Below are 17392 nucleotides of genomic sequence, written 5' to 3'. Positions count from 1 at the left end.
TTGAGTTCGTTAACAGCGCTGGCGTGTCCTGGCAAACCGTATTATTTGCTGGCGAATCGCTTATCAAGCACGGCTGGCCAGTCCCCGGAATTCACAATGCCGAGCACTTTCAGCTGCCCGTCAGCCGTCACCGAAACGAACAGGGAACTGGTGTACTGACTGGTGGGAGCATGCTTGAAGCCGGTTTGTTTCTCGAAGTCGCTGATACAGCCGCTGTGCGTGACCAGGACCAGGTTGCGATGTGCCGTTTTGTGTGCGACCACATCGTCACGCATGGTCTTGCCACATTGGGCCAGCCATTCCTGATTCGACGCCTCTTTGCCAAACATGTACTGCGCGGTTTGCATCGTGCGGGTCGCCGGGCTGCTGAACACATCCGCATGGTCCATGCCCAGGGCGTTGAACCCCTTGCCGACGTCCGTCGATGCCGCGCTGCCTACCTGGGTAATGCCATCGGCCGGGCCCAGGCACGGGTTTTTCGACTGATCGCAGCGTTCGGCATGTCGAACCAGCACCACCACATCGCCTGCCTGCCAGTGTTGGAATACGCCAGCCGTTGCCATGTGATCACTTTCCGCCAGCATCGCTGGAGACCGGGGCCACAAGGTGAACCCCGTGACCAGAGCGGCCACTATCACTGCCGACGCCGCTAGCGTGACCTTCAGAAACCGCTTGTTGACCGCTCGTTTAGGCGAGTCCTTGGGTAATACAGTATTAACCACGCCTTTCACCTGTAAGTCGTATTGAGACGAAGAATGTCGATTCCGTTCAAGCAGTCAGGATAGACAGTTCACGGAAAACGCGAGCATTGAAGGTCGATTTGTGATGATCAATGTAGAGGCGGGCAAGTGGGGGATAAGTGAAACGAATGTGAAAATTTCGCTGGAACGCTTAACCCACCCTTAACGACAGCTAATTGTTTGATTTTAATTGCATTGCCATCGACCAGAGAGGCCTGCGCCAAGACCTCGCGCGAGGTCGTCGGGAAGGCGGCAAGAGCCGCCCGAGACCGATTGTTTCAAGCTGTTTCGTGAGTCTGTTTTCCCAGCAGATCGATTCGGCAACCCGGGGCCGCGTCGTAGACCGCAAGCTTCATGTCGTGCAACCGCGCCACGGCCGACACCATGCTCAAGCCCAACCCGTTGCCGGGTGTGTGACGGCTCAGTTCTGAACGGTAGAGCCGGCGAAATACCGCCTCGCGCTCGTCTTCCGCAATTCCCGGACCGTTATCGACTACCCGAATACCGACGCCCGTTGCGTCGCTGATGACGCTGAGACTGACGCTGCTATGGTCGGGTGAGAACTTGATCGCGTTATCCAGCAGGTTGCAGCAGGCATCGAACAGCAGTTGCGCATCGCCAGCGATCAGCGTTGGCTGCGCGCCGGCATGGAACGCCAGGCTGATGCCGCGTTCCTCGGCCAGCGGTTCGTAGAGTTCGGTGGCATCGGCGCCAATCAGGTTCAGATCGACCGGCGCAAAGTGGCTGCGTCGTGCGCTGTCCTCAATCTCGGAAATGCGCAGCAAGGCACGGAACGTCAGCAGCAGGCCCTTGGCCTCGGTCAGGGCCGAATCAATGCTGGCGGCGTATTCGTCCTCGCGCAGACCCCGCCGTTGCGCGCGCTCAAGGCCGGCAATCAGCCGGGTCAGGGGCGTGCGCAGGTCGTGGGCGATGTCGTCGCAGACACCCTTGACCTCGCTCATCAAGCGTTCCAGTTCATCAAGCATGCCGTTGACGACGTTGGCGAGGCGGTCGATATCATCGTTGTTGCCCAGGGTGGGCAAGCGGCTGCTCAAGTCGCCCTCGATGATACCTTTGATCGAGTCGCTCAACTTGTCGAGACGGCGCCGCGCCGAGTAGCCGAGGCCGATCGCACCTAACAGGCCGACCACCAGCAGCAGGACCCCACCGGAAACCAGCGCATGAACCAAAAGTTCGTCGAACTCGCCGATATCATGCATGTCCTGGGCGACCAGCAAGGTTTTGCCGTCTTCCAGTTTATGAACGATGAACCGCACCGGACGGGAGCGATCATTGGTTTTTTGCCAGTCGAACTCGGCGGGGCGATCATATTTTCTGAACGGCGGCAGTTGATGAATGGCGCCGACAATGTACTGGCCGTTTTCATCGAACAAACTGTGGGGCAGGCGGCCTTCCGTGTCCGAAATGGCGTGTTTGCGGATTTCCTCTTCCCGCAGTTGCGGGGTTTGCTGACTGCGGTTCTCTACCTGACGATAGAGTGCAGTGTCGGCCTCGGTCTTCAGGTAAAACGCGGTCTGCCAGTAAATGTAGCCAAATAGCGCCAGAAACGAGCAACCGAACAGCCCCAGGAACATAAGGCCCGTACGAAAACTGATGGTGCGCGGAATCTCACTCAGGTGAACGGAGAACATAGCCGGCCCCCCGAATGGTGTGGATCATCTGCGGTTCACCTTCGGCGTCGATCTTGCGACGCAGGCGGCCGATGTGCACCTCGATGACATTGGTGCGCTCGTCGTAGCTGTAATTCCACACGGCTTCAAACAACATGGTGCGCGTGACCACCTGTTCGGCGTTGCGCATCAGGTGTTCCAGCAACGCGTATTCACGCGGAACCAGGTCGATGGTTCGATCGCCACGGCGCACACTGCGGCGTAACAGGTCGACGTGCAGGTTGCCGACGCGCAGTTGATTGTCCGGTTCGCGGGTGGCGGGTTCGGCACGGCGACGGCTTAAGGCGTCCAGCCGTGCGGTCAGCTCGATGAATTCGAAAGGCTTGGTCAGGTAGTCATCGCCACCGGCGCGCAAGCCTCGAACACGCTCATCCAGCGCGCTCAGGGCACTGAGGATCAACACCGGCGTGCTAACGCTCGCCGCTCGCAAGGCGGTCAATACGCCCAGCCCATCGATGCCGCCCGGCAGCATCCGGTCGAGCACGATCAGATCAAAGGGCTCGCTGAGGGCTTTGAGCAAACCGTCGCGGCCATTGTTCACGCACGTGACGGTAAACCCGTGGTCCTGCAGGGCTGCTTCAATTTCGCGGGCGGTGGAGCTGTCGTCTTCGACGACCAGAACATGGGTCATGGGAGTTGAACCGGTCACTTGAACGAGTGGAGAGATGGCATAGTGTGTCAAACCCAGGAAGACGCCAACGTCGCCGCCGGATAAATAAAAGTTTAGGTTCCTGTTAAGAGAGAAAGCTCCTTGCGCATTCTAGTCGTTGAAGACGATGCCCAGACCGCCACCTACCTGTTGCGTGGGCTGACGGAAAGCGGGCACGTGGTGGATGTCGCCGAAGACGGCAACGATGGTCTGGCCATGGCCCTGGAAGGTATTCATGACGCGTTGATTGTCGACCGACGCCTGCCGGGGCTCGACGGTATCGCCCTGGTGCGGGCGATACGCAGTCGCGGTTCACGTATTCCGGTGTTGATGCTCAGTGCTCAGTCGACCACTGCGCAAAAGGTCGAAGGCTTGCAAGCCGGTTGTGACGATTACCTGGCAAAACCCTACGCGTTCGCCGAGGTGCTGGCACGTCTCGACGCTTTATTGCGCGGCGCCGATCAACCGAGTGCAGCAGGGCGCAAGCTGCAAGTCGGCGAACTCGAACTCGACTGCGCGACCCGTACGGCGGTGCGTCAGGGCCGTAGCATTGTCTTGCAACAGCGAGAGGCGTTGCTGCTGGAAAAACTCATGCGCCACAGCGGTCAGGTGGTCACCCGCGACATGCTGCTCGACAGCGCCTGGGATTACGCCTTCGACCCCAATGACAATGTCATCGACAAACATATCCATCGCTTGCGGCGCAAACTCGATGAAGGTTTCGAGTACTCGCTGATCAGGACCATTCCGGGCGCGGGTTACAGTTTCCAGGGCCGTCGCGAGCCCGATTAAATAAAAGTTTACCTGCAGGCGAACGCTCTGCAAGGCGCTGTTGGCTATCTTCGGCTGATTCGTGGACAGGCTCCACAAACGTTTCAGCCGGAGATCGCGTGCCAATGTCAGTTGCAACCTCACCGAGGCGTAACTTTTTATCCCTATCGGTGCTGCTGGGCGTATTGATGCTCGGTGGCTGCTCGATGGTGCCCGCTTACCATCAACCGGAGCTGCCGCTGGCGGCAAACTGGAAGGGTACCGGGCAAACATCCGCCGCACGGGGAGGGCAGTGGTGGAGCGAATTCCACAGCGCTGAACTAAATGACCTGATCACCCGTGGCCTCTCGGCCAATTACACCCTTAAAGCCGCGGCCAGCCGCATCGAAGAGGCACGGGCTTCGGCTCAGGTGGTCGGCGCCGGGCAATATCCGACCCTGGCACTGGGCGGCAATGTCCAGCGTCAGAATAATTACGGCACCACCAAGAAAAGCAGCGTGTTCGCCCAAGCGACCTACGAGCTGGACTTCTGGGGCAAACAGCGCGCAGCCGCCGACTCAGCTGACGCGTTGGCCAATGCCAGTGTGTTCGACGCGCAAACCCTGCGCATGGGTCTGGGGGCGAGCATCGCCGACAGCTACTTCCAGGTCTTGTCACTGGAAGAACGGCTGCGCCTGGCCCAGTCAATTGCCGACGACGCCAAGCAGGTGCTAGATCTGGTCGAAGTCCAGGCCAGCCAGGGCGCCGTGTCCAATCTTGAAGTGGCGCAGCAACGAAACGCCCTGCAAACCTTCCAGGCGGCGATGCCACCTTTGCGTCAGCAGCGCGATCTGGCGCTCTACCAATTGGCGGTACTGGTGGGCGAGACGCCGCAAGGCTTTCACCTGAAAAGTTCCGGTCTTGACGGTTTGCAGATGCCGCGTCCGTCCGCTGGACTGCCCATCGGCCTGCTGCGTCAACGGCCTGATGTGCAAGCAGCCGAAGCGCGACTGGTTTCGGCCAACTTCGATGTCGGGGTCGCCCGTGCGGCGTTCTTGCCAAATCTGTCGCTGGACCTGATTGGCGGTATCGACACCATTGCTGGCGGCAACATCTGGAGCGTCGTCGGCACATTGACCCAACCGGTGTTCACCGGCGGCCAGCTCACGGGTCAATTGCACGTTGATCAGGCCCACGTGCAGGAACTCACCGCCAGTTACCGTGAATCGGTGATCGAGGCGCTGCAAGACGTCGAAACCCAACTGAGCGCTACCCGCGAACTGGATAAAAGCTTTGCCTTGAATCAGGCCGCAGTGGATTCCGCCCGCGAGGCTGCCAGGCTCGCGCAGGTGCGTTATCGACTGGGTTCCACCGATTTCCAGACCTTGTTGATCGTCGAGCGCACCCAGTATCAGGCCGAAGACACGCTGCTGCAGGTGCGCCTGCAACACCTGCAGGCCGCCGTCGGTTTGTTCCGGGCACTGGGCGGTGATTTCACCCCCGACACCCTTGCTTCCCTTTCTCCTTCTCAGGCGTCACACCCATGAATGCTAAGCAACGCGTTGCGAACCCTCGCCATCGAGCACTCTCTTGGGCGCTACTGATTCTCCTGTTGGGCGCAGGTGCAGGTGGATTTCAGTGGGTCAAGCGGGCTCAGGCGGCACCGGCCAAAACCGAGGCAGCCGCCGTGCCGGTGCAACTGACGCAAGTCAGCCAGCAGGACCTGCCGATCTGGCTCAGTGCGATTGGCAATGTCCAGCCGCTCAATAGCGTCAATGTGCGGGTTCGGGTGGATGGCGAGTTGCAGAAAGTCCTGTTCAAGGAAGGCCAGATGGTGAACGCCGGCAGTCTGCTGGCGGTGATCGATCCACGGGTTTACCAGGCTCAGGTGGCTCAGGCGCAAGCACTGGTGGCCAAGGATCAGGCGCAACTGTCGAACCTGCGGGTGAGCCTGGACCGGGCCAGCAAACTGGCGGCCGCCAAGGCCGGGCCGACCCAGGACGTCGACACCTATCGCGCCGAACTGGCAGCGCAACAGGCCACGGTGCAGGCTGATCAGGCGGCACTGGATAACGCGCGCCTGCAACTGGAGTTCACGCAGGTCAAGGCACCGCTGACCGGGCGTACCGGCCAGCGCTTGCTGGATGTCGGCGCCATCGCCCACGGAGCGGAAGCCACGGGCTTGGTGACCATTACCCAGATGAACCCGATCTCGGTGGCGTTCGCCGTTTCCCAGGACGAACTTCCACAGATCCTTGCAGAAAACGCCAAGGGCGCCTTGCAAGTGGTCGCCATGACCCGCGACGGCCATCAGGAAATCGCTCGCGGCCGTCTGAGCTTCATTGATAGCCAGGTCGCTGCCGCGAGTGGTCAGATCCAGTTGAAGGCCGAGTTCGACAACAGCACCAACCAGTTGTGGCCTGGCGAATTGGTCAGCGCACGCTTGCTGGTCAGCACCCGCCAGGACGTCACGGTAGTGCCGACCAATGCCGTGCAGTTCGGTCGTCAGGGCGACTTTGTCTATGTAGTCGGCGCCGATCAACGGGTGCAGCCGCGTCAGGTCGATGCCGCTGTGGTGGTCGATGGCAAGCAGTGGATTCGCCAGGGGCTGGCCGCTGGCGAAACGGTCGTCGTGCAAGGCCAGTCACGCATTGCACCGGGCGTCAAAGTTGCACCGATCAAGGCTGACGAAGCCGCTGCGCTGGCGGCCGCCACGCCAGTGGAGAGCGCACGATGAAAGGGCTCGCCGGACTGATTCAACGACGCGTGGGCCTGAGCCTGTTGGCGCTTGGGGTGATGTTGCTGGGGGCTTTCGCGTACTTCCAGTTGCCAGTGGCGCCTTTGCCTACGGTGGACTTTCCGACCATTCAAGTGACCGCCAAACTCTCCGGGGCCAGCGCCGAGACCATGGCTTCATCGGTTGCGACGCCACTGGAAAGAGCCTTTGCCGCGGTTCCGCAAGTCACCTCGATGACCTCCTCGAGCGCGGCCGGCAAGACTCAGGTGGTGTTGCAGTTCGACCTGTCACGGAACATCGACGGCGCTGCGCAGGATGTGCAGACCGCGATCAACACCGCGACCCCGAACCTGCCGAAGACCATGACCAGTACGCCGACCTTCAACAAGGTCAACCCGGCGGAAGGGACAGTGTTGTCACTGGCCGTGACCTCACCGACGCGCACGCTGCCGGAACTCGACCGTTACGCGGACAACTACATTGCCCAGCGTTTGTCGCAGATGCCCGGCGTCGGCCTGGTGGATTTCCACGGTGAGCAAAAACCGGCGGTGCGGATTCAGATCGATCCGGATGCGCTGGCCGCACGCGGCCTGAGCCTGGAAGACGTGCGCAGCGTGATCGGCGTCAGTACCGTCGATCAGCCCAAGGGCACCCTTGACGGGCAGACCCGTTCCGTCACGCTCGGCGCGACCGACCAGATGCTCGATCCACAGCATTATCGGGATCAGGTGATTGCCTATAAAAACGGCATGCCGATCAAGCTCGGTGACCTTGGCCGGGTAATTGCCGGTGCCGAAGATACCCAGCAAGCCGCGCAGTTGGGCGGCGAGCCGACAGTGATCGTCGACATTCACAAACAACCGGGTTTCAACCTGCTGTCGACCATCGCCACGATCAAGGCGAAGTTGTCCGAACTGACCGCGTCGTTGCCTCGCGACGTGCAGGTTCAGGTGGTCGGCGATCGTACCCAGACCATCGAAGCCTCGGTCAACGACATGCAATTCACCTTGCTGTTGTCGATTGCCCTGGTGGTTGTGGTGATCTTCGTGTTCCTGCGCAAGGCTACCGCCACGCTGATTCCCAGCCTGACCATTCCGTTGTCGCTGGTGTCGACCTTCGGCGTGATGTATTTGCTCGGCTACAGCCTCGACAATCTGTCGATCATGGGCCTGGCCATTGCCGTCGGCTTCGTGGTGGACGATGCCATCGTGGTGATGGAGAACATCGTGCGCCATCTGGAGATGGGCAAGTCGCGCCTGCAATCGGCGGTCGATGGTTTGCGCGAAGTGGCGTTCACCATTGTCTCGATGACGGTGTCGTTGATCGCGGTGTTCTTGCCGATCCTGTTGATGTCGGGGATCGTCGGGCGCTTGATGCGCGAGTTCGCGGTCACGGTCAGCGTGGCGATCATCATGTCTTGCATCGTCTCGCTTGCGATCACCCCGATGCTGTGTGCCTGGCTGCTCAAACCGCATGTCGAGAGCGAGGAGGGGCGTTTCGCCCAGGCTTGCGAGCGGGCGTTCACTGGCTTGCACAATGGCTATCGCCGCAGCCTCGACTGGGTGCTCGACCATCAGCGTCTGACCCTCGGCGTGGCATTGGCCACGCTATTGGCGACCGCAGTATTGTACGTGAGCATTCCCAAGGGCTTCTTCCCGCAGCAGGACAACGGCCTGATCCAGGGCGTTGCCGAAGCCGCTGCCGATATTTCGCCGATGGCCATGCGTGAACAGGTCAACCGTGTCGCTGAAGTCGTTGGTCATGACCCCGCGGTGGCCAAGGTGTATTTCTGGATCGGCCCGAACCCGACGGTCAGCCAGGGCAAGGTGATGATCAACCTCAAGCCGTTCGGCGAGCGCACCGACAGTGCCCAAAAGGTGATCAGTCGTTTGCAACCAGCGCTCGATCAGCTATCCGGGGTCAAGGTCTACTTGCAGGCTAACCAGGACATCCAGATCGGTGGCCGCGCCAGTAAAACCCAGTATCAGTACACCCTTCAGGACCCGGACAGCGCAGAGCTGGATCACTGGAGTGGGGTGCTGCTGGAAAAACTCAAGCGCTTGCCGCAACTGCAACATGTGACCTCTGACCAGCAACAGGCCATTGCTCAGGCAACCCTGGTGATCGACCGTGCCGCGGCGGCGCGTCTGGGCGTGACGGTGCAGGCCATCGACGACGTACTGTACGACGCCTTCGGCCAGCGTCAGGTCGCGACGATGTTCACCCAACTCGACCAGAACCATGTGGTTCTCGAACTGGACCCGCACTGGCAGACGTCCACGACCACGCTGGAACACTTATACGTACGCGCCAGCTCCGGAACCCTGGTGCCATTGAATCTGTTGGCGAGCATCAAGACCGAACAGGTGCCGATCATCATCAACCACCAAGGGGTATTCCCGGCCATTACCCTGTCGTTTGACCTGGCGCCAGGCCAAGCTCTGAGCGATGCGGTCAGTGCGATCAACCAGGCGTCTTTGGCGGTGGCGATGCCGGACTCTGTCGTCGGCAGTTTCCAGGGCACCGCCCAGGCGTTCCAGGACTCGTTGAAATCACAACCCTGGCTGATTCTGGCGGCGATCCTGACCGTCTACATCGTGCTGGGCGTGCTCTACGAGAACGCGATTCACCCGTTGACGATCATTTCGACCCTGCCGTCTGCCGGGTTCGGTGCACTGCTGGCATTGATGCTCTGTGGACAGGACCTGTCGGTCCTTGGGATGATCAGCATTATTTTGCTGATCGGCATCGTCAAGAAGAACGCGATCATGATCGTTGACTTCACGCTGTCGGCCCAGCAGCGTGGCTTGTCTGCCAGAGACGCCGTGCGTGAAGGGTGCCTGTTGCGCTTGCGGCCGATCCTGATGACCTCGCTGGCGGCACTGCTCGGCGCGGTGCCATTGGCGTTCGGCCACGGTGCCGGCTCGGAGCTTCGCCAGCCATTGGGCATTGCTATTGTCGGTGGCCTGGCGGTCTCGCAGATCCTGACGTTGTACACCACCCCGGTCGTCTACCTTTGGTTTGAGCGTCGGCGTCGCGGCCAAAAACTCGTCGCGCAGGACATCAAGGTGTGACGTCGGCATTCAAACACTGGAAAGACATGGATTCCAAACAAAGCCTGACAAAGAGGATTGTGATTGTTTTCGCACTGATGACTGCGTTTGTCGCAGGGGTCTTTGCGGTTGGCATTGTCGCGACTGTGCATATCGTTGAAAGAAAGCTCACCACCACCAGCCTGAGCGGTGGACTGCAACGCCTGCTGCTGATGGACAACACCGATGACTGGACCCATCGACCGGAAAAAGACGAGCTGTTTTTCTTTGAGGGCGGACTGGGTGAAATGACCCCGGACGAACAGCTCAAGGCGCTGCGGCCGGGGTTTCAGGAAATCGTCTTTGGCGGTGAGGACTACTACGCCATGGTGAAGGTGGTTGAAGGTCGCCAATACGTCCTGCTGAAAGATCAGCGAAGCCATGAACAACGCGAACGCGTGCTGTACGCGGTGGTGATTGTCGGGTTCGCGTTGAGCATTCTGCTGGCGATTCTGTTGGGCTGGCTGCTGGCGCGACGCGTCATGGCCCCGGTGGTCCGTTTGGCGCGTCAGGTGCGTCACCGTGATCAGCTACTGGAACTCGCGCCACCGCTGGCGCCCGAGTATGCCGTCGACGAGGTCGGCGAGCTGGCGATGTCCTTTGACCAAACCCTGGGCCGACTGCGCGAGGCGCTGGGCCGGGAAAAACTCTTCACCAGCGATGTCAGCCACGAATTGCGAACGCCGTTAATGGTGCTCGCCAGTTCCTGTGAGCTGTTGTTGAGCAATCGTGCCCTGGATCAGCGCTCGATGGCCCAGGTCAGCCGTATTGCCAGGGCCAGCGATGAAATGCGACAGCTGGTTGACACGTTCCTGATGCTGGCGCGTGACCGGGACAACGACTCCGCTAACGGTGGCAACGCCTCCTTGAAAGAGGTCGCCGATGCGTTGGCCGAGATTTGGGGCAGGCTGATCCGGGAAAAAGGCCTGGAGTTCATCTACCTCGACGAGCAGACCTCAAACAGCTACTACAACCTGACCTTCCTGCAATCGGTGATGGGCAACCTGCTGCGCAACGCCTGGCACTATACTGATCATGGCTTCATTCGCCTGACCCTGCGAGATCATGGCTTCAGCGTGGAAGACAGCGGTATCGGCATTCCGGAAGAAAAACGCCATGCGATGTTCCAGCCCTTTGTCAGGGGCGACGAACACCGGGGCGAAGGGCTGGGATTGGGGCTGTCGCTGGTTCAGCGGATCTGCACCAACCAGAACTGGCGAGTGGAACTCACCACCCGCGAACCCCACGGCTGTCATTTCGCCGTGGACCTGGCAGAGCGTCAGAAGCAACTCCTGCTCTAGCCAGAGCGGAAATGTCCGTTGGTCGGTTCGCCTGACAGGCCGGTCGATTTGCACGCTTGCAGATCGACTAACCGGTAAATCGATGACGCATTTCAAAGAGGAGAGTGATCATGTCCTATGTCGATGGCTTTGTTGCCGCCGTACCCACCGCCAACCGCGATAAATTCAAGCAGCACGCCGAGTTCATGGCCGGTATTTTCAAGGAAAACGGCGCACTGAGCGTGACCGAATGCTGGGGCGACGATGTGCCTCAAGGCAAACTGACCTCGTTCCCGATGGCGGTAAAACTCAAGGAAGACGAGACCGTGGTGTTCTCGTGGATCATCTGGCCGGACCGTCAGACGCGCGACACCGGTATGAAGAAGTTCATGGACGACCCCAGGCTTCAATCACTGGACAACTCAATGCCTTTCGATGGTCAACGGATGATCTTCGGCGGCTTCGAGATGATCGTAAACGTGTGAAGTATGTCGCAACATCCGGATGTCAGACGGGCCTGAAAAGGATGCAGGCCCGCCCCGGATGGCGCGCCGGTTATTCCGGAAGGGTGATTCGGCAGCTCTTGCGATTACGGATTTCGTTCTCCGTTGGCCGCTCTTTCACGAACTCGAAACGCGGCTCGCCCTCGTTGTAGGTGACCAGCCAACCCCACTCCAGTTCGGACTCATCTTGCCCAGGCTTCGGCGGTTCAGCCCACCAGGGTTCCTTGCTGACAATCTGGCGCATAGCCCCTCCACGTAGTTCGGGTCCTTTCAACTATAACGTGGATGACTGGAGGCGCCAGAAATGCGTTTTGAGTGGGCCGGCAGATTAATGTCAGCCCACGTTCGTCAGCTTAAAACGGTTTGTAAGGCAGGAATTTTCCGTCCAGGGTGATCACCGCGCGGGAGCCACCTTCGGGATCTTCGACCTTCTTGATGTCCATCTTGAAGTTGATGGCGCTGATAATGCCGTCACCGAACTGCTCGTGAACAATCGACTTCAGGGCGGTACCGTAGACCTGGATCATCTCGTAGAAGCGGTAGATGGTCGGGTCGGTCGGCACGCCGCTGGCAAGCGAGCCGCGAAGCGGGATGGTCTGCAATTGGGCGACGGCGTCGTTGTCCAGGCCCAGGTGCTGGACCACCACTTTGGCGGCCGCTTCCGGCAGTGGGTGTTGGCCGAGCAGGGCCGCCGTGACGTAGAGCAGGCTCAGGCCGGTGCCTTCGGTCAGGTTTTCCCAGGACAGGTCCTTGCGGGCCTTGGCTTCGAGGATTTTGCCGGTCAGGGCCAGCGTTGGGTCTTGATAAGCATGGGACTGTTGCATGGTGCTTCTCCTGCGGATTGATGGGGTGTGTGGTTCAAGCGACGTTGGCGACAGCCCGGGCAGGCATGGCGCAGGTGTCCGGGAAATCGGCAATCGATACAAATTGCCGAGAGACACCGTCGAGCGCGTCGATGCCGCCACTTTCGATGTCGTAGACCCAGCCGTGCAGATTCAACGCGCCTTGCTCCTGGGCCAGGCGAACGCTGGGATGAGTCTGCAGATTGGCCAGTTGAGCAATGACGTTCTCTTTGACCAGTGAGGTCAGGCGCGCTTCGTCACTGCTGTGAGGACGGCCGGCATTGATCACCTTGGCGCCTTCGGAGTAGCGCAACCAATTGGCGACGGCGGGCAAGTGGTCCAGGCATTTGCACTGGGCAATGGCGGTCATTGCACCGCAATCGGAGTGCCCGCAGATCACTACATCGGTGACGCCCAGCACGGCAACGGCGTACTCGACCGTGGCGGAGACACCGCCAGGCTCGGGCCCGTAGGACGGCACGATGTTGCCGGCATTGCGAATCACGAACAGTTCGCCGGGTTCTTGCTGAGTCAGCAACTCCGGCACGACTCGACTGTCGGAGCAGGCAATGAACAGTGTTTTAGGTGACTGGGTAGAGGCCAGGTGCTTGAACAGGCTGGAGCGCTGTGGAAACGCTTCACGCTGAAACTTGAGGAAGCCATCGATCAACTCTTTCATGGTGAAGTACCTTGCCGTTGTGGTTGGCTGAAAGAATGAACGCGCACAGCTATAGCGTCCAAGATCGATGACTTATGGTTTTTATAGGCTGGTCCTATAGCAGGAAGGGTTTGCTTATTTTAATAGCGGCGAAGGGCAGCGCTCGAACCAGCGGCTCGCCTGTTCGTAGGCATGGGCAAGCTGCAGCACCGCGAAGTCAGCCTGGTGTTTGCCGATGATTTGCAGCCCCATGGGCAGGCCGTTCCGGTTAAAACCTACTTGTACGTTTGCCACCGGACAGCCAGAGAGGGTGCCGGGAATCACCACCTCCATCCAGCGGTGATAGGTGTCCATGCTCACGCCTTCGATGGAGGTTGGCCAAGGGAGGTTTTTGTCGAACGGGAAGACCTGGGCGGTCGGTAGCAGCAGGTAGTCGAAGCGTTTGAACAGATTACTGATGGCGCGATACCAATGACTGCGTGCCACCGAGGCGGCGAACACGTCGCTGGCAGAGAGCCTGAGCCCGTTTTCCACTTCCCAGCATGCTTCCTCTTTCAGCCGTGCGCGTTGACTCGGGTTGGCGTAGGCGCTGCCGAGGGAGCCGGCGACCATCCAGTGCCGCAACGTGCGCCAGCTGTTCCAGAGCTGTTCCGGGGCGAAGTCGACAGAGGCCGGCTCGATGCTGCAGCCCAGGCTCTCGAAGTCGGTGAAGGCCTTTTGACACAAATCGAGAATGCCTTTTTCCATCGGCAGATAACCGTTGAAATCACCGAGCCAACCCAGGCGTGTGCCGCTGAAATCACGCTCCAGCGGAGCCGCGAACGCGGCACCGGACTCGGCGATCGACAGCGGTGCGCGAGCATCGGCGCCGGCCTGGACCGACAACAGCAACGCCGCATCGCGAACGCAGCGGCCCATGGGGCCTTCATAGCCGAGCTGGTCGATGAACAGGTCGGCGCTGTCGTCGAAGGGCACCCGGCCCTGGGACGGGCGAAAACCGAAGACATTGTTGAACGCCGCCGGATTGCGCAACGAACCCATCATGTCGCTACCGTCGGCCACCGGCACCAGGTGCATGGCCAGCGCCGAGGCGGCACCGCCACTGCTGCCGCCGGCGGTTTTGCTCGGGTCGTAGGCACAGCCGGTGGCACCGAACAGCGGGTTGTAGGTTTGCGAACCGAGGCCGAATTCCGGGGTGTTGGTCTTGCCGATAATGATTGCCCCGGCCGCCTTGATCCGCTCGCACATGATGCCGTCGCGGTCGGGCAGGAAATCCTCGAACAGCGGTGAACCGAAGGTGGTGCGAATGCCACGCGTCAGCGACAGATCCTTGATCGCGTGAGGCAGACCGTGCATCCAGCCACGGTACAGGCCGCTTGCCAGTTCGGCATCGCGCTGGTCGGCCTGGGCCAGAAGGTCTTCCGGTGCTTGCAGGCTGATCAGCGCATTGACCCACGGGTTGAAGCGCTCGATGTGGCTCAGGTAAGCCTGCATCACCTCCCGGCAGGAGACCTGACGCAGGCGAATGCAGTCGGCGAGTTCATGGGCCTTTAGCAGGACCAGTTCGCTGATAGGAGTAGAAGTCATTGCGACACTGCCTTGTAGACGACGGGAGAAACGCCCCGCTGCACCAGCGGGGCGGTAAGGATCAACGCATCAGGTTGGTCCACAGGCGGTCGGCCAGGCGGATCGCGCCTTCACCGCAGGTCTTGCTGAAGACCACCTGGGTGCCTGCCGGGATGTGCAGTTCCGGCGCGTCCTTGAGACCGGCGTCGAGGAACGGCTCCACGCCCTTGATCGGACTCTGGTGCTTGAGGAAGTTCTGGGTCATTGCAGCGTTTTCAGGCTGGCTGAGGAAGGCGATGAAGGCCTTGGCATTCGCCGGATTCTTGCTGCCGTTGGGAATGACCATGTTGTCGACCCAGGCCAGCACACCTTCTTTCGGGTAGAGGTATTTCAGGCTCGGTTTCATCTCCCGCGCCCGCATCGACGAACCGCCCCAGAAGGTCGACATGTCGATTTCACCCGAGGCCAGGTTCTCGCGGATCGAACCGGCCTTGGAACTGTAGGTTTTGATGAACGGTTTTTGCGCCTTGAGCAGGGTAAGCACTTGCTGCATCTGCTTCGGATCTTCACTGCACAGCGGAATGTTCAGGTACAGGCTGGCCATGTCCACCACGTCGCTGACCGAGTCGAACATATTGATCCGTCCTTGCAGCTCAGTCGGCGGTTCATAAAGCACCTTGTAGCTGTCGGCCGGGCCTTTATAACGCTCGGTGTTCAACACCACGCTGGTGGTGCCCCAGATGAAGGGCACCGAATATGCGCCTTCCGGGTCCCAGGTAGGTTTTTTCAGGTTGTCGACGACATTCGCGTAATAGGGCTCCTTGACCGGGTCGAAGCGTTCCAGCAACTGTTCCTTGATCAGGATCGGCACAAACTGGTGCGAAGGAATCGCCACGTCATAACCGGCGCCACCCTGTTTGAGCTTGGCCAGCAGGGTTTCGTTGGAATCGTAGGAGTCCACCGTGACTTCAATGCCGGTCTGCTTCTGGAACTTGGCAAGAATCTCTGGCGAGAAGTAGCCACTCCAGCTCACCACGTTGAGTTTTTCCGCGGCCTGAACGCTGCCGGCCATCGTCAGTGGCAATGTCAGTAACAACGAGGTGCCGATGCTTGCAATCAACTTGCTCATACTTATTCCCCACGGTGTTTGGAAGGTTCAGGTTTTCTTTTTGCCCAGCAGATAAGACAGGCTGACGAACAACACCGAGACGCCGAGGATCAGCGTTGAAACGGCGTTGACGTCGGGTGTCACGCCCATGCGCAACAGGCCGAAGATGAAGATTGGCAAGGTCGTGGTACCGGCCTGGGCGACCATCATCGAAATCACGAAGTTATCCAGCGAGACGATGAAGGCCAGCATTAGCCCGGAGACGATCCCCGGCATCAGCAGCGGCAGCGTGACCTTGCGAAAGGTCCGCCAGGGGCCGGCGTACAGGTCGGCCGAGGCTTGCTCCAGCGACAGGTCCATGTCATTGAGCCGTGCGCGGATCGGCAGGTAGGCGAAGGGAATGCAAAACACTGTATGAGCGATGATCAGGTTGCCGTATCCCAGCGACAGGCCGACCGTGGAAAACAGCGCCAGGGTGGCGACACCGACCACGATCTCCGGCAATACCAGCGGCAGCATGATTGCGCCCATCGACAGTTGCATGCCCTTGAATTTCGCACCCCGCGAGGTGCCGAGCGCGGCGAGGGTGGCAATCGCGGTGGCGATCATGCTCGCGCAGACCGCAATCAGCAGGCTGTTGCCGGCGGCCTGGCGCAAGGCCTGATTGGCAAATGCGGCGCGGTACCAGTCCAGGCTCAGGCCGGTCCAGACCGTGGCCGACTGGTTGGCGTTGAACGAGAACACCACCAGCACCACGATCGGCGCATAGAGGTACAGGTAGAACAGAAAACTGAAACCGCCGAAGCCCGGAAAGTCCTGAACGCTGAGGCCGGTTCGCTTGAATAGACGCTGCATTATTCACCTCCCTTGGCGATGCGCTGGCGCTCGGCGCGCAGGGCATACACGGTCAACACCAGCATCACCGCCGCCATCAGCACCAGCGACAGGGCGGCTCCGAACGGCCAGTTCCGCGCATCGCTGAACTGCCGGAAGATCAGGTTGCCAAGCATCATTTTGGTCCCGCCACCGAGCAGCTCCGGGGCAATCATCGCCCCCAGGCACGGTACGAAGGTGAGGATGGCGCCAGCGAAAATTCCCGGCTTGGCGATCGGCAGCACGACTTTGACCAGCGTTCGCCAGCGTCCGGCGTAGAGGTCTTGCGCCGCTTCCAGCAGGCGGATGTCCATCTTTTCCAGGGTCGCGTAGATCGGCAGCACCACGAACGGCGCGTAGGTGTAAACCAGCCCCAGCAGCACTGCGCCGTCGGTATAGAGCAACTGCAGCGGCTGATCGATAATGCCGAGTCCCATCAGGCTGTTGTTGATGACCCCGGTGTTGCGCAGCAGCAGAATCCAGGCGTAGGTGCGAATCAGCAGGTTGGCCCAGAACGGCACGGTGATCAGGAAAATCAGCAGCCCACGCCGGTGTGCCGGTTGCATCGCCAGCCAGACCGCGACCGGGAAGCCGATCAACAAGGTAATCACGGTTGTCAGCCCGGCGAGGCCAATCGAGCGCAGGGCAATGATCAGATAGGAATCGGCGAAAGCCAGGCTGTCATCCAGTTGTCGCTCGAACAGCAGGGAAGTGTAGGCATCGCTACTGAAGACCTTGTTGACCCCGCCATAGGGGTTGGCTTCCATCAGCGAATAACCGATGACGATCAGGATCGGCACGATCAGAAACAGGCCGATAGCGAGCAGTGCCGGAGTGACCCCGAGAAAACTGCCAAAGGCTTTACGTCGTGCCAGGGTGTTGGATATCGGTAGAACGTGCATG

General features: G+C 60.1%; 16 protein-coding genes. 6 read left to right on the top strand and 10 right to left on the bottom strand.

Going from position 1 to position 17392, the window contains the following annotated elements; translation table 11 throughout:
* Positions 1-41: 41 nt before the first annotated feature.
* From AO353_RS25500 to AO353_RS25490, 3 genes are all read right to left on the bottom strand, one after another.
* Positions 42-722, bottom strand: a complete 681-nt coding sequence (locus AO353_RS25500; protein WP_371917637.1) for a histidine phosphatase family protein — start codon at positions 720-722, stop codon at positions 42-44.
* A gap of 296 nt (positions 723-1018) precedes the next feature.
* Positions 1019-2392, bottom strand: coding sequence for a sensor histidine kinase (locus tag AO353_RS25495; protein ID WP_054597457.1), 1374 nt, complete (start codon positions 2390-2392; stop codon positions 1019-1021).
* Complete coding sequence (locus AO353_RS25490) at positions 2370-3062, bottom strand: response regulator transcription factor (RefSeq protein ID WP_054597456.1); 693 nt, start codon at positions 3060-3062, stop codon at positions 2370-2372. Before AO353_RS25490 ends, AO353_RS25495 begins: the two co-directional genes overlap by 23 nt.
* 120 nt (positions 3063-3182) lie before the next feature.
* Between AO353_RS25490 and AO353_RS25485 the strand changes: the two genes are divergently transcribed.
* The 6 genes from AO353_RS25485 (at position 3183) to AO353_RS25460 (ending at position 11424) form a co-directional block, all read left to right on the top strand.
* Positions 3183-3872 (top strand): response regulator transcription factor, encoded by a 690-nt coding sequence (locus AO353_RS25485; protein WP_054597455.1) that lies wholly within the window; start codon positions 3183-3185, stop codon positions 3870-3872.
* A gap of 104 nt (positions 3873-3976) precedes the next feature.
* Positions 3977-5377 (top strand): efflux transporter outer membrane subunit, encoded by a 1401-nt coding sequence (locus AO353_RS25480; protein ID WP_054597454.1) that lies wholly within the window; start codon positions 3977-3979, stop codon positions 5375-5377.
* Entirely contained in the window at positions 5374-6567 is a 1194-nt protein-coding gene (locus AO353_RS25475; protein ID WP_054597453.1) for an efflux RND transporter periplasmic adaptor subunit, read from the top strand. The genes AO353_RS25480 and AO353_RS25475 overlap by 4 nt, the downstream gene beginning before the upstream one ends.
* Entirely contained in the window at positions 6564-9641 is a 3078-nt protein-coding gene (locus AO353_RS25470; RefSeq protein WP_054597452.1) for an efflux RND transporter permease subunit, read from the top strand. Before AO353_RS25475 ends, AO353_RS25470 begins: the two co-directional genes overlap by 4 nt.
* Positions 9642-9667: 26 nt before the next feature.
* Positions 9668-10960, top strand: coding sequence for a sensor histidine kinase (locus AO353_RS25465; RefSeq protein ID WP_054598336.1), 1293 nt, complete (start codon positions 9668-9670; stop codon positions 10958-10960).
* Positions 10961-11070: 110 nt separating this feature from the next.
* Complete coding sequence (locus AO353_RS25460; RefSeq protein WP_054597451.1) at positions 11071-11424, top strand: DUF1428 domain-containing protein; 354 nt, start codon at positions 11071-11073, stop codon at positions 11422-11424.
* A 70-nt stretch (positions 11425-11494) separates the two neighbouring features.
* Here AO353_RS25460 and AO353_RS25455 read toward each other — a convergent pair whose 3' ends face one another.
* The 7 genes from AO353_RS25455 to AO353_RS25425 form a co-directional block, all read right to left on the bottom strand.
* Positions 11495-11686 carry a hypothetical protein gene (locus tag AO353_RS25455; protein ID WP_054597450.1) on the bottom strand — a complete coding sequence of 64 codons (192 nt, stop codon included), beginning with the start codon at positions 11684-11686 and terminating at the stop codon, positions 11495-11497.
* Positions 11687-11795: 109 nt separating this feature from the next.
* Positions 11796-12266, bottom strand: coding sequence for a cyanase (gene cynS, locus AO353_RS25450; RefSeq protein WP_054597449.1), 471 nt, complete (start codon positions 12264-12266; stop codon positions 11796-11798).
* 34 nt (positions 12267-12300) lie between these two features.
* Positions 12301-12963, bottom strand: coding sequence for a carbonic anhydrase (locus AO353_RS25445; RefSeq protein ID WP_054597448.1), 663 nt, complete (start codon positions 12961-12963; stop codon positions 12301-12303).
* Positions 12964-13077: 114 nt separating this feature from the next.
* A complete protein-coding gene (locus AO353_RS25440) occupies positions 13078-14529 on the bottom strand; it encodes an amidase (RefSeq protein ID WP_054597447.1) in 1452 nt (483 codons plus the stop codon).
* 61 nt (positions 14530-14590) lie between these two features.
* Positions 14591-15637 carry an extracellular solute-binding protein gene (locus AO353_RS25435; RefSeq protein WP_054597446.1) on the bottom strand — a complete coding sequence of 349 codons (1047 nt, stop codon included), beginning with the start codon at positions 15635-15637 and terminating at the stop codon, positions 14591-14593.
* Positions 15638-15664: 27 nt separating this feature from the next.
* The gene (locus AO353_RS25430; RefSeq protein WP_162491293.1) at positions 15665-16474 is read right to left on the bottom strand and encodes an ABC transporter permease; all 810 of its coding nucleotides are present in this window, start codon (positions 16472-16474) and stop codon (positions 15665-15667) included.
* On the bottom strand, positions 16471-17391 hold the full coding sequence (locus tag AO353_RS25425; protein WP_054597444.1) for an ABC transporter permease: 921 nt from the start codon (positions 17389-17391) through the stop codon (positions 16471-16473). Before AO353_RS25425 ends, AO353_RS25430 begins: the two co-directional genes overlap by 4 nt.
* Between the last annotated feature and the right edge of the window lies 1 nt (position 17392).

Origin of the sequence: Pseudomonas fluorescens, from assembly GCF_001307155.1 — a bacterium.
GTDB lineage: Bacteria > Pseudomonadota > Gammaproteobacteria > Pseudomonadales > Pseudomonadaceae > Aquipseudomonas > Aquipseudomonas helvetica.
Note: the sequence above shows the minus strand (reverse complement) of the source record. Positions and strands in the feature narration are given on the sequence as shown.

Coding starts and splice junctions, on each gene's coding strand:
- AO353_RS25495 (WP_054597457.1), bottom strand. CDS start 2,392: ATGTTCTCCGTTCACCTGAGTGAGATTCCGCGCACCATCAGTTTTCGT.
- AO353_RS25490 (WP_054597456.1), bottom strand. CDS start 3,062: ATGACCCATGTTCTGGTCGTCGAAGACGACAGCTCCACCGCCCGCGAA.
- AO353_RS25480 (WP_054597454.1), top strand. CDS start 3,977: ATGTCAGTTGCAACCTCACCGAGGCGTAACTTTTTATCCCTATCGGTG.
- AO353_RS25475 (WP_054597453.1), top strand. CDS start 5,374: ATGAATGCTAAGCAACGCGTTGCGAACCCTCGCCATCGAGCACTCTCT.
- AO353_RS25470 (WP_054597452.1), top strand. CDS start 6,564: ATGAAAGGGCTCGCCGGACTGATTCAACGACGCGTGGGCCTGAGCCTG.
- AO353_RS25465 (WP_054598336.1), top strand. CDS start 9,668: ATGGATTCCAAACAAAGCCTGACAAAGAGGATTGTGATTGTTTTCGCA.
- AO353_RS25460 (WP_054597451.1), top strand. CDS start 11,071: ATGTCCTATGTCGATGGCTTTGTTGCCGCCGTACCCACCGCCAACCGC.
- AO353_RS25455 (WP_054597450.1), bottom strand. CDS start 11,686: ATGCGCCAGATTGTCAGCAAGGAACCCTGGTGGGCTGAACCGCCGAAG.
- cynS (WP_054597449.1), bottom strand. CDS start 12,266: ATGCAACAGTCCCATGCTTATCAAGACCCAACGCTGGCCCTGACCGGC.
- AO353_RS25445 (WP_054597448.1), bottom strand. CDS start 12,963: ATGAAAGAGTTGATCGATGGCTTCCTCAAGTTTCAGCGTGAAGCGTTT.
- AO353_RS25440 (WP_054597447.1), bottom strand. CDS start 14,529: ATGACTTCTACTCCTATCAGCGAACTGGTCCTGCTAAAGGCCCATGAA.
- AO353_RS25435 (WP_054597446.1), bottom strand. CDS start 15,637: ATGAGCAAGTTGATTGCAAGCATCGGCACCTCGTTGTTACTGACATTG.
- AO353_RS25425 (WP_054597444.1), bottom strand. CDS start 17,391: ATGCACGTTCTACCGATATCCAACACCCTGGCACGACGTAAAGCCTTT.